General features: G+C 71.5%; 9 protein-coding genes. 5 read left to right on the forward strand and 4 right to left on the reverse strand.

The annotated features are described in order from the left end of the window. Positions 1 to 33: 33 nt before the first annotated feature. The gene (locus OG534_RS30500) at positions 34 to 1,731 is read left to right on the forward strand and encodes a flavin monoamine oxidase family protein (RefSeq protein ID WP_326592295.1); all 1,698 of its coding nucleotides are present in this window, start codon (positions 34 to 36) and stop codon (positions 1,729 to 1,731) included. 194 nt (positions 1,732 to 1,925) lie between these two features. On the opposite strand, the gene OG534_RS30505 is transcribed toward OG534_RS30500, so the two are convergent. From OG534_RS30505 to OG534_RS30520, 4 genes are all read right to left on the reverse strand, one after another. Then, positions 1,926 to 2,510 (reverse strand): hypothetical protein, encoded by a 585-nt coding sequence (locus OG534_RS30505; protein WP_326592296.1) that lies wholly within the window; start codon positions 2,508 to 2,510, stop codon positions 1,926 to 1,928. Then, positions 2,507 to 3,196, reverse strand: a complete 690-nt coding sequence (locus OG534_RS30510) for a DUF5995 family protein (protein WP_326592298.1) — start codon at positions 3,194 to 3,196, stop codon at positions 2,507 to 2,509. Before OG534_RS30510 ends, OG534_RS30505 begins: the two co-directional genes overlap by 4 nt. Before the next feature lie 76 nt (positions 3,197 to 3,272). Then, entirely contained in the window at positions 3,273 to 4,670 is a 1,398-nt protein-coding gene (locus OG534_RS30515; protein ID WP_326592299.1) for a uracil-xanthine permease family protein, read from the reverse strand. 91 nt (positions 4,671 to 4,761) lie between these two features. Continuing rightward, positions 4,762 to 6,018, reverse strand: a complete 1,257-nt coding sequence (locus OG534_RS30520; RefSeq protein ID WP_326592302.1) for an MFS transporter — start codon at positions 6,016 to 6,018, stop codon at positions 4,762 to 4,764. Positions 6,019 to 6,073: 55 nt separating this feature from the next. On the opposite strand from OG534_RS30520, the gene OG534_RS30525 reads away from it, so the two are divergent. The 4 genes from OG534_RS30525 (at position 6,074) to OG534_RS30540 (ending at position 11,535) form a co-directional block, all read left to right on the forward strand. Further along, the gene (locus OG534_RS30525; RefSeq protein WP_326592303.1) at positions 6,074 to 7,225 is read left to right on the forward strand and encodes an ROK family transcriptional regulator; all 1,152 of its coding nucleotides are present in this window, start codon (positions 6,074 to 6,076) and stop codon (positions 7,223 to 7,225) included. A gap of 1,893 nt (positions 7,226 to 9,118) precedes the next feature. Further along, positions 9,119 to 9,433 (forward strand): hypothetical protein, encoded by a 315-nt coding sequence (locus OG534_RS30530; RefSeq protein WP_326592305.1) that lies wholly within the window; start codon positions 9,119 to 9,121, stop codon positions 9,431 to 9,433. Then, the gene (locus OG534_RS30535) at positions 9,426 to 10,328 is read left to right on the forward strand and encodes a hypothetical protein (protein ID WP_326592307.1); all 903 of its coding nucleotides are present in this window, start codon (positions 9,426 to 9,428) and stop codon (positions 10,326 to 10,328) included. The genes OG534_RS30530 and OG534_RS30535 overlap by 8 nt, the downstream gene beginning before the upstream one ends. A gap of 961 nt (positions 10,329 to 11,289) precedes the next feature. Beyond that, positions 11,290 to 11,535: a hypothetical protein gene (locus tag OG534_RS30540; protein ID WP_326592309.1), complete on the forward strand. Its 246-nt coding sequence runs from the start codon at positions 11,290 to 11,292 to the stop codon at positions 11,533 to 11,535. Positions 11,536 to 11,656 lie beyond the last annotated feature (121 nt).

The following is an 11,656-nucleotide window of genomic DNA, read 5'->3' on the forward strand; positions in this document are numbered from 1 at the left end:
TCCCCCAGCCCTGCCGCAAGGAGACGTACCCCCATGACGTCCACGGTGCCCACCACCGCCGTCCCGCACAGCGACGGACAGCCGTCGATCACCATGTTCGGGCCGGATTTCCCGTACGCGTACGACGACTTCCTCGCCCACCCGGCGGGCCTCGGTCAGATACCGGCGACCGAGCTCGGCACCGAGGTCGCCGTCATCGGCGGCGGGCTGTCCGGCATCATCTCGGCGTACGAGCTGATGAAGATGGGCCTCAAGCCCGTCGTCTACGAGGCGGACCAGATCGGCGGCCGGCTGCGCACCGTCGGCTTCGAGGGCGCCGGCACCGAGGAGCTGACCGCGGAGATGGGCGCCATGCGCTTCCCGCCGTCCTCCACGGCCCTGCAGCACTACATCGACCTCGTCGGCCTGGTCACCGAGCCCTTCCCGAACCCGCTCGCCGAGGCCACCCCCTCGACGGTCGTGGACCTCAAGGGCGAGACCCACTACGCCGAGACCATCGCCGACCTCCCGCAGGTCTACCGCGACGTCGCCGCCGCGTGGAACGCCTGCCTCGACGAGGGCGCCGACTTCTCCGACATGAACACCGCGATGCGCGAGCGGGACGTCCCGCGCATCCGCGAGATCTGGGCCAAGCTCGTCGAGAAGCTCGACGACGAGACCTTCTACGGGTTCCTGTGCAAGTCGGAGGCCTTCCAGTCCTTCCGCAAGCGCGAGATCTTCGGCCAGGTCGGCTTCGGCACCGGCGGCTGGGACACCGACTTCCCGAACTCCATCCTGGAGATCCTGCGCGTCGTCTACACCGAGGCCGACGACCACCACCGCGGCATCGTGGGCGGCTCGCAGCAGCTCCCGCTGCGCCTGTGGGAGCGCGAGCCCGAGAAGATCGTGCACTGGGCCCAGGGCACCTCGCTGTCCTCCCTGCACGACGGCACCCCGCGCCCGGCGGTGACCCGCCTGCACCGCACCGCGGGCAACCGCATCACGGTCACCGACGCCTCCGGCGACATCCGCACGTACCGCGCCGCGATCTTCACGGCCCAGTCCTGGATGCTCCTGTCGAAGATCGAGTGCGACGACACGCTCTTCCCGATCGACCACTGGACGGCGATCGAGCGCACCCACTACATGGAGAGCTCGAAGCTCTTCGTCCCCGTCGACCGGCCGTTCTGGCTCGACAAGGACGAGGAGACGGGCCGCGACGTCATGTCGATGACGCTCACGGACCGCATGACCCGCGGCACGTACCTGCTGGACAACGGCCCGGACAAGCCCGCCGTCATCTGCCTCTCGTACACCTGGTGCGACGACAGCCTGAAGTGGCTGCCGCTGTCCGCGAACGAGCGGATGGAGGTCATGCTGAAGTCCCTCGGCGAGATCTACCCGAAGGTCGACATCCGCCGCCACGTCATCGGCAACCCGGTCACCGTGTCCTGGGAGAACGAGCCCTACTTCATGGGCGCGTTCAAGGCCAACCTCCCGGGCCACTACCGCTACCAGCGCCGCCTGTTCACCCACTTCATGCAGGACCGCCTCCCCGAGGACAAGCGCGGCATCTTCCTCGCGGGCGACGACATCTCCTGGACGGCCGGCTGGGCCGAGGGCGCGGTCCAGACCGCCCTCAACGCCGTCTGGGGCGTCATGCACCACCTCGGCGGCTCCACGGACGCCACCAACCCGGGCCCGGGCGACCTCTACGACGAGATCGCCCCGGTCGAACTCCCGGAGGACTGACCCCTCCCGGTCCCCTGATCACGGGCCGCCGCACCGCGCCGTCAGCACGCGGGACGGCGGCCCGTTCCCATGCCCGCCGGAGCCGGAGCCGGAGCCGGAGCCGGAGCCGGAGCCGGAGCCGGAGCGGGAGCCGGAGCCGGAGCCGGAGCGGGTGCCGGGTACCGGGTGCGGGGGTGCCGGTCCGCGAGGCGCGGTCAGACGGCGCGGCTCCACAGGAGCTTCCATCGGGCCTCCCGCGCCTCCAGCACGCCCTGTGAAAATCCGTCGTCCCGCCACCCCAGGCTCAATCCGCAGCCCGCGCACAGCTGGTGGAGTCGGTACCCGTCGTGCAGCGGGGTCGTGCCCCGCCCCACGCCGCACAACGGACAGACCGAGAGGTCTCCGGTCCGCGGGGCCGACATCAGGCGGGGCATCACGTCAGGCAAAGGTGCGGCCGGGTGGAACTCGGGATCGGGGCACCACAACGACTGCGTGGGCGGCGGCGGAGCGGGGACGCGGACACCGGCCCCCTTCTGGGCACGGCGGCGCGACTCCCACCCGGCCTGGTCGGTCAGCCACAGTGCCCGGGCGGCATCCAGTTCCTCCACCGCCCACACCAGGGCTCCCGGATCCCGCTCCAGGTCCTGGGGGATCTCCGCGCTGCGGCACAGGTGGTGGTAGGTGGCGCGAAAGCCGTACGGGGAGAACTCCGTCAGGCACGTGCGCAGGGCCGACAGCCGCCGGTGGGGCGGCAGCGCCGTGTCGTGCACCTTGCGCCGGTGCGTGGCGAAGCTGGTCATCGCAGCAGGCCAGAGGGGTGTCCGAGGGGATCGCACCGGGGTTTCAGCCCCGTCGGGGTCAGGAGGCAGCGGCCGACCAGGCCGACGCCCGCGTCGAGGGACACCCGGAAGTCCTCGGCCAGCTCGGGGGAGCGGCGCAGCGTCCACAGCAGCCGGGCCGAAGCCCAGGCGCCCGCGCGGGCGCGCTCCAGGCTCCACGAGCCGACCAGGTGGGTCAGCGGGTCGGCGACCTCCAGGAGGTCCGGGCCCGGCATCAGGTCCTCCCGGATGCGTTCCTCCAGGGAGACCAGGGTGTCGCCGACCCGGTCGAAGTCCGCTTCGAGGGCGGCCGGGGCGCAGTCCAGGGCGCGGCAGGTGGACACCACCGCCACCGCCAGGTCGTGGCCGATGTGCGCGTTGATCCCGGCCAGCGCGTGCTGGAGCGGGCGCACCCCCGGGTGGCGGCGGTACTGGAACAGCGGCCGCCAGCAGGCCGGGGCCCGGTCCGCCTCGACCGCGGTCAGGTACCGCTCCGCGAACCGCACGCTGAGGGTCTGCGCCCGGCGCGGCGCCGGGAACCCCCCGCACTCGATCCGCCGGTGCAGGGTCTCCGTCACCGTCAGGTAGACCCGGTTGAAGACGGCGACACCGTCCTGCGGCGGGAGCCGCTCGTTCAGGGCGCGCATCCGCGCCAGCACCGCTTCCATGGGAGGCAGGTTCGCAGGCGCCGGCGCGGATCCGGGGAACTTGGCCGTACGCTTCGCCGGTTCGGGCGAAACCCCGTCAACGGGGCTTGTCCTCCGGGTCCGTGCCCTCGTCGTAGGTGGAGGTGCCCTCGTCGAGCAGCGGCTCCTGCTGCTTCAGGTGCGCGGGGGCGAAGAACCGCAGCGCGTGGTAGCCCGTGATCACCACGATCGTGCCCAGCGCGATGCCGCCCAGCTCGAAGGTGTCGGTGATCTTCAGCGTGACGCCGCCGATGCCGATGATGATGCCCGCCGCGGCCGGCACCAGGTTGAGCGGATTGCGCAGGTCCACCCGGCCGCCCCGCCAGATCTGGGCGCCGAGCAGGCCGATCATCCCGTAGAGGATGACGGTGATGCCGCCCAGCACCCCGCCGGGGATCGCGGCGACGACCGCGCCGAACTTGGGGCACAGCCCGAAGAGCAGTGCGAAGCCCGCGGCCGCCCAGTACGCCGCTGTGGAGTAGACCCGGGTGGCCGCCATGACGCCGATGTTCTCGGAGTACGTGGTGTTGGGCGGGCCGCCGACCGCCGTGGACAGCATGGACGCGGCGCCGTCCGCCGCGATGGCCGTGCCCAGCTTGTCGTCGAGGGGGTCGCCGGTCATCTCGCCGACGGCCTTGATGTGCCCGGCGTTCTCGGCGATCAGCGCGATCACCACGGGCAGGGCGATCAGGATGGCCGACCACTCGAACTGCGGGGCGTGGAAGGACGGCAGCCCGATCCAGTCGGCCTTGCCGACCTGCGAGAGGTCCAGGCGCCAGTGGTCCACGGCCTCGGGCCCGCCCGCAGGCGAGTGGATCTTGCCGAGGACGGCGTCGAGGATCCAGGAGAGCGCGTATCCGAAGACCAGCCCGAGGAAGATCGCGATCCGTGACCAGAAGCCGCGCAGGCAGACCACGGCCATCCCGGTGAACAGCATGGTCAGCAGGGCCGTCCACTGGTCCTGCGGCCAGTACGTCGAAGCCGTCACCGGCGCCAGGTTGAAGCCGATCAGCATCACCACCGCGCCCGTCACCACCGGCGGCATCGCCGCGTGGATGATGCGGGCGCCGAAGCGCTGCACCGCGACGCCGGACAGGAACAGCGCCACGCCGACGACGAAGACCGAGCCGGTGACGACCGCGCTGTCCCCGCCCGAGGCCCGGATCGCGGCGGCGACTCCGACGAAGGACAGGGAACAGCCCAGGTAGGACGGGACCCGGCCGCGCGTCGCGAGGAGGAAGATCACCGTCGCGACGCCCGACATCATGATGGCCAGGTTCGGGTCCAGGCCCATCAGCACCGGCGCGACGAAACTCGCGCCGAACATCGCCACGACGTGCTGGGCGCCCAGCCCGGCGGTCCGCGGCCACGAGAGCCGCTCCTCCGGCCGGACCACCGCGCCGGGAGCGGGAGTCCGCCCGTCTCCGTGCAGCGTCCAGCCCACGCCGAAGCCCATGTTCCACTCCTCGTCCCCGGATGATCACAGCTCCGGCCGATCGCACGTCGAGGCCGCAGCGCACGGGGTGCCGCTGCGGCCGGTCGACATGTTACGGCCGGGTATCGACAGGTTCGTCCTGATCGACCGGACCGGCCTTCTCGGCGGTCTCGGCGGCTTCGGCGGTCTCGCCCCCAGCCTGCCCCACCGACGGCCCCTGGCGCAGTACCGAAGCACCCACGATCAGCGCGAAGGCCAGCAGGGTGACCAGCCCGAACGACACCACCAGCGAGGTCGCGTCGGCGACCGCCCCGATCGCCGACGGCGCGATCAGGCCCGAGGTGTACGTGATCGTCGCGACCCCGGCGATGGCCTGCGCCGGCGCCGGCCCGCTGCGCGCCGCGGCCGCGAAGGCCAGCGGGACCACCACCGCGATGCCCAGCCCGATCATCGCGAAGCCGGTCAGGGCCCCGGCCGGATGCCGGACCATGACCACCAGCAGCCCGCCCGCGGTGGCCAGTACGCCGCCCACGCGGACCGTGCGCACCGCCCCGAACCGGTCCACCACCCGGTCGCCGACGAGCCGGGTGACCGCCATCGTCAGCGCGAAGGCGGTGGTGGAGGCGGCCGCCAGACCGGCGTCGGTGTGCAGCACGTCCCGCAGGTAGACCGCCGACCAGTCCAGGCTCGCGCCCTCGGCGAAGACCGCGCAGAACCCGATGGCCCCGATGAGCAGGGCGGACTTCGGGGGCAGCGCGAAGTGCGGCGGTGCCTGCGACCCCTGTTCGCTCCTCAGGTCCAGCACCCCCTGTACGGCGACCAGCCCGGCCGCGGTCAGGACGAGCGCGGCGAGCAGGTGGTGCAGCCGGGCGTCGGTCCCGGTGTGCGCGGCGACCGTGCCGGCGGCCGAACCGATCAGGGCGCCCACGCTCCACATGCCGTGCAGCGAGGACATGATCGAGCGGCCCAGCCGGTTCTCGGTCTCCACGCCCAGCGCGTTCATCGCCACGTCCGACATGCCGGCGGTGGCTCCGTAGACGAAGAGCGCGAAGCAGAGCGCGGGCAGGTTCGGGGCGAGGCTCGGCAGGATCAGGGAAAGGGTCCACAGCACCAGCAGCCCCCGCAGCGCCGCGCGGGCGCCGAACCGGTGGTTGATCCGCCCGGCCAGCGGCATCGCGAGCGCGGCGCCCAGGGCGGGGAAGGCGAGGGCGAGTCCCAGGGTGCCCGCGCCGAGCTGGGCGTGCTCCTGGATCCAGGGAATGCGGGTGGCGAAGGAGCCGGTGACGGCGCCGTGGGCGCAGAAGACGGCGGCGATGGCGAAACGGGCATGGCGCAGGCGCGCCGGGCTGAGAGCGGTGTCCCCGGTCATGTGAATAAACTATCAGGGACCCTGCCTGATAGATAACGGCACGCAACTCCCTAGGATGGGCGCCGTGACTCCTGCCCGTACCCCGGTACCGTCGCCCGCCTCGCCCAGCACGGCCCGGGCCATCAACGACCGCCTCGCCCTGGAACTCCTCCAGGAGTCCGGGCCGCTGACGGCCACCCAGCTCAAGACGATGACCGGCCTCTCCCGCCCCTCGGTGGCCGACCTCGTCGACCGGCTCACCGAAGCCGGGCTGATCGAGGTCGTCGGGGAGTCCGGCGAACAGCGGCGCGGTCCCAACGCCAAGCTGTACGGGATCGTCGCCCGCCGCGCCCACCTGGCCGCCCTGGACGTGCGCACCGACCGGGTCACCGCCGTCGTCACCGACCTGCTCGGCCACCCCCTGGCCGAAGCCGCCCTGCCCGTCGGCGCCCCCGAGGACGCGGTCGCGGCCCTGCTGCGCACCTCCCGCGAGGCCGGAGCCGCCGCACTGCACACCGTCGTCATCGGCGCCCCGGGCCTGGTCGCCCCGGCCACCGGCGAACTCCGCGACACCACCGGCCTGCCCGCCTGGCACCGCGACCTCGTGAGCGCCCTGCAGCGGACCCTGCCCGCCGTCGTGGTCGTCGAGAACGAGACCAACCTGGCCGCCCTCGCCGAACAACGCCTGGGCGTGGCCCGGGACCTGGACTCCTTCGTCCTGCTGTGGCTCGGCGCGGGCGTGGGCGCGGCCGTGGTCCTGGACGGCCGGCTGCGCCGGGGCGCCTCCGGCGGCGCGGGCGAGATCGGCTTCCTCCCGGTACCGGGCGCCGGGGGCCTGCCCTCCGCCGCCGACTGCGCGGGCGGGTTCCACGCCCTGGTCGGCCGGGACGCCGTGACCGCCCTGGCGCGCGCACACGGCTTCGCCGGTTCGGCGGAGGAGGCGGCCGCCGGGGCCGCGGGCGAGGCCTTCCTCGAAGCCCTGGCCGAACGCCTCGCCTTGGGCGCGGCGGCGGCCGCGGCGATCCTGGACCCGGGCTGCGTGGTCCTGGCGGGCGAACTCGGCCGCGCGGGCGGCCCTGCCCTGGCCGCCCGGGTCGCCCGCCGCCTGGCGGAACTGACCCCGGTCCCGACGGAGGTCCGCGCCACGGCCCTGGGCGACCCGGCGGTCCTGGCGGGAGCCAGACTGGCGGCGCGGGAGGCGGCCCAGAAGGTGCTGTTCGGGGGGTAGGGGGCGGGGCCTGAGGGAGCCGGGCATTCACACGGCAGCGGGGTGGCCTCGAGCAGGCGGGCGGTGGCGTGCATCGCAGCCCGTACGGACGCCGTCACCATCAGTGCTCGGCAGGGTCGGCCGGGCCGGGCGTATGGGGATTTCCGAGGGAGAGGCACCAGGGGCATTCGTGGAGGTCGCTCGCGGCGCTCGCCGGATGAGGCGGGGGCAGGGGGAAGCCCGCCCTGTATTCGTCCTGGAGTACCCGTATCGAGCCTATTCTCGTCCGGGACGGGGTGACCGCGCCGCCCATGCCTGTTTCAGCGAGGCGGCGTGTCACCTGCATCAGCGCCGTCCGCACCGTGTTCACCACCCGTGCCGCCGCCAGGCGGACACGGCGCCGGGCGGCCGGCCACGGGCCGCGATCGGACAGGTCATCGCAGGGGGCCATGCTTACGCAACCCTTCTCGTGGACTCTGTGCGGATGAGCTCGAAGACCCGGGCACCGTCGGCCGATGCCGACCAGGGGGGCCTCGCAGAAGTAGGTGGATCATATTTATTTTCTTGGCCCTCTCGCTATTTCCCCAAACGCGTAGCGCAGAGGTGCGTCGAACAGGAATTAGGCAGATCATCCCAGGTTTAGCGGCGTTCAATGGTGCGGCGAGAGTTCAGCAATGTGCAGATTGCCGGGGTTTTTTGCGCGATCGTCCGTGTGCGGATTGCCGGGGTTTTTTAAGGGATTCAGTGATATCGGTGCCCCCTCTCAGCCGGGTGCGCTTGCCTGGGAGGGCCGGCTCGACGAGCGACCTGCCGGTGTGTGGAATTGCGTGGGACGCCGACCGTGATCGTCGGGCTCTTCGGGCGACGGCGCATCGCGACAGGGCGACGGCGTCGGTGGCCGACAGGACACGTGACACGCCTGCCGGCTCCTGGAGGTACGGAAGTGCGGCGGGGTGTCGGAGGTACGGTCATTCGGCGACCGGAGCCGGCCGGCGGCGGTGTGAAGGGGCACTGCCGTAGAGGTCTCGCGTGAAGGGCGGCGGACACGGCTCGTGGACGACCCGGAACGGCTCCACACCCAGGCAGGGCGAGACGCCGGCGGGCTCCTCTCCGGGCTGTGCCGGTGGCGCGGCTTTCCGGCGAGACAGCCGGATGGCGTCAACATGGCAGGACAGGACGCGCCTGAAGTGTTGGTGGCGCCTCAGTTCAAGGGCGTCCACGTGCCACAGGCGGCCAGTCCCTGATGCCGTCAAGGCGGTGCAACCTGTGCCCAGCACGGTGGAGATCAGTACGATCCACAGGAAGATGTCTCCCACAACCAGTCCTTTCAAAGGCTGATGTAAAGGGGGGCGCACGCGACTGGAGCCCCCGGCGATCGTCCGGCATAACGCAGGGGCATATGCCGGGTTGCGCCGTCCCTCCTGATTGCAGCCATGTGCAGCAATCCGCCGGCCTTGGCATCTCAGTCTTTCTCCTGATGATCAGCCGACGGCCGGGGGTGGCCGGAGCAGGGGCTGTAGCCGGCTCAGCGGCCCCCGGGCCGACGATCGGCGCGCTCATGCGGGGCGGTGGCCGTCTGATGCCAGGGAGGCGAAGCCGATGGGGGCGGCGACAGGGCTCGGCGGTGAGGAATGAAAATATGTCCGAGGGTGGCCCGCGGCGGGAGTCGGCGACATGTGCAGACGCATTCCGCGATGCATGAGGGCGCCGCTGGACGGGCGTGCCGCGCTCGGGGCCTGCATCGGCCCGCCGCTGATCGTCCCCTCGCGCTGCGGCGGGGCGCAGCGGCAGGGCATGACTACCGCGCTCCTGTAGCGTTTGCAGAAACTGCAAAAGGCAGGGAACGTTTGTGCGTCTGTCATCCATCACCCGGATGGCGCATACCCTGACCAACATCGACAGCGTTTATGGAATATGACAACAGCAAAGCCCCCATCCTTCTTCCGTAGGCCTGCAGAAGAAGGCGGACAGGGGGGCGACTTTCACGCCGGGGTCACCCGGATCGGAAAGTGGACTTTCACTCCACGCTCAACCGGCTCCAGCCAGGCCAGGAACGCAACGCTGGAACACGACAGCCTGGAAATCGATCTGAGGTACTCGTCCTCGGTCCTTGAGGACTTCCTCGTCACGATGAGCATGATCCAGTTCGAGTTCGACCAGCGGTCGGAGAGCACCGCACCGCCTACGACGCCGGTCGACGAGCACTCGGGCGGCAGCTCCCGTGTTTGAGTCGTACGGATACCCGGACATCCACGGCCCCCACCCCCAGCCCGACACCACCGCGTTCTGGGGCCTGCCGGACCACGCACAGCACCACCCCCCCGAGCAGCCGCTCGGCGGGCTCGGCGAGCCGCATCGGCCGTGGGATCCGGCGGAAGAGCTCGCCATCCTTCTCCAGGAGAGTGCTGCCCCCGGGCAGCCGGAGCCGCTCAGCCACGTCGGCTTCGACGACACCGGTGGCACGGTCGGTGCCATCGGCCTCGTCGCAGGGCTGAAGCACGCCCCTGCCGAGCGGCCACCCAGACAGACCTCCAGCGGGCACCGACGGAACCCGTCGAAGTCGCCGGTGGCGACCCTGCTGCAAACGGGCAGCCTGTTCACCGCCGTGCTGGTCGCCGTCATCGCTGCGGTGGTGAGCATGCTGAGTGGGCTGGCCATCTGCGACGCCCTTCGCCACAGCGCCGGACTCCACGCGGCCCGCGACGTGGTCGGCTGGTGGCCCCTGCTGATCTACGGCCCCTGGATGGTCGCCTCCCTGTCCATCCTCAGATCCGCGCTGCACCAGCGCCGCGCGCTTCATTCCTGGTCCATCGTGCTGCTGTTCTCCACCCTGGCCACGCTTCTGTGCGTGGCCCAGGCACCCAGAACGCTCGCCGCCGGGACGGCGTCCGCCCTTCCCGCCGTCGCAGCGCTGGCCTGCTTCCAGCAGCTGGTCCGCCAGATCACACTCACGCGGCCGCCCCGCCAGGCCGCTCCACGGCACCGGAACCCGCCCGCCTCTGCGCTTGGGCAAACGGTGACGGCCGGGCGCAGTCAGGAAGGTGTCGCTCGCGGCTACTCCGTGGAAGAGAAACGGGCCGTCCGCACTCCGTCCAGCGGTCGCAGATTCGGGTACGACGTATGACGGTCGTACGGGTGCGGCGGTGTCACGTGCGCAGGTCAGGGCTGCGGCTCTCGGCTTGGGCGGTGGGTTGCGGCTGCTGTGAGACGCGAGGGAGCGCCGGGGCACCGGAACGACGGTCGATGCCGTGCCGACGGCGGGGGGCCGGCCTCGGGGTTCTTCGGTTGTCGGTTCGGCAGGAGTCGGTGAACTCCTGCGGGAGGGCCGGGCGCTCAAGTCCGTACCGTCGGTGGAGTCCGACCGGCCGACAGCCCTTGCGCCGAGGAGATGAGGTGTCGACGCTGAATGCGGAGGGCGCGACGGTGCCGCCACACCGCAGCCGCGTACTCCGCCGCAGGGGTCGATCCGCCGCCCGGGTGAGGGGTTTCCTGCACCTGCCCGGCGGGCGCGTCGTGCGGGCGATGGAGTGGGATTCCTGAGCAGGTGTCCCGGCGGGAACGGCGCCGGCGGACCACGACGCGCGGGGGCGGAGCGTCCCGTGGGCGGCGACCGCGAAGGGCGGAGGCGGTGACGGCCGCCAACTTCCTGGACAACCCGGTCCTTCCCACGCGTCAAAGGGGTTCTCGCCTGCACCTTTGAAACGAAGATCGAAACCGATGGTCACGGGCGATGTGCAGACTCAGCCCGACGGTCTACGTCCTTGTTCCCTCGCGGCCCGGGCCTGGACCCGCTCACCGCGCTGCAGCTCAGACCGCATGGCGCACCCCGGCCGTCCGGATGCTGCCGCACATCCGAGCGACGCGCCTTGGGCATGGTCATGCCCGGAAGGGGAGGCCCCTGCCGTCGGGATCTGCAGCGAATGTGCCGGCGAAGGCGATCAGCGCCGCGCCCCCCGGGAGCCGTGTGCCCAGGGGCGGCGCACCGGGCCGGGGTCACACCTCTATGGACCGAACCGAATTCACGACGCGCTCCGGCGCATCACCTCCCACGCCTACCACGAGAGGTCGGAATCATGGTGTACGAAATGACCCACGCCGAACGAATCCAGTACAAGCGGCGCCAGGACGCCGCCTACCAGGCCGGCGAAGACGCTGTCACCAACCTCCAGGCGGCGCTCGCGCTCGCGGACCTGACCCTTCCCTCTCTGTGCAACGACGGGCCGGTGGCGGGCCACGGCTTCGTCCGGCTCGGAGGATGCAACGCGGCCTTCGCCAACCGGCTCGCCGAGGTCATCGCCGCAGGTGCCGACGCTCTGCAGTATCAACGGTGAACAGCCGATCGGGAGTTGTCGTCAACGAGTGACGCGCGTATCAGGAGCGGTGCGAGGGCGACGGCCGTTCGGCAGGAGCGGGCAGTCCTGCCGTACGGGGTGGCGATGCCCTGCCCATGCG

The organism is Streptomyces sp. NBC_01294 (genome assembly GCF_035917235.1).
Taxonomy (GTDB): Bacteria; Actinomycetota; Actinomycetes; order Streptomycetales; family Streptomycetaceae; genus Streptomyces; species Streptomyces caledonius.

Excerpts from the sequence above, each read along its gene's own strand:
- OG534_RS30500 (WP_326592295.1), top strand. The coding sequence starts at position 34 with ATGACGTCCACGGTGCCCACCACCGCCGTCCCGCACAGCGACGGACAG.
- OG534_RS30505 (WP_326592296.1), bottom strand. The coding sequence starts at position 2,510 with ATGACCAGCTTCGCCACGCACCGGCGCAAGGTGCACGACACGGCGCTG.
- OG534_RS30510 (WP_326592298.1), bottom strand. The coding sequence starts at position 3,196 with ATGGAAGCGGTGCTGGCGCGGATGCGCGCCCTGAACGAGCGGCTCCCG.
- OG534_RS30515 (WP_326592299.1), bottom strand. The coding sequence starts at position 4,670 with ATGGGCTTCGGCGTGGGCTGGACGCTGCACGGAGACGGGCGGACTCCC.
- OG534_RS30520 (WP_326592302.1), bottom strand. The coding sequence starts at position 6,018 with ATGACCGGGGACACCGCTCTCAGCCCGGCGCGCCTGCGCCATGCCCGT.
- OG534_RS30525 (WP_326592303.1), top strand. The coding sequence starts at position 6,074 with ATGGGCGCCGTGACTCCTGCCCGTACCCCGGTACCGTCGCCCGCCTCG.
- OG534_RS30530 (WP_326592305.1), top strand. The coding sequence starts at position 9,119 with ATGACAACAGCAAAGCCCCCATCCTTCTTCCGTAGGCCTGCAGAAGAA.
- OG534_RS30540 (WP_326592309.1), top strand. The coding sequence starts at position 11,290 with ATGACCCACGCCGAACGAATCCAGTACAAGCGGCGCCAGGACGCCGCC.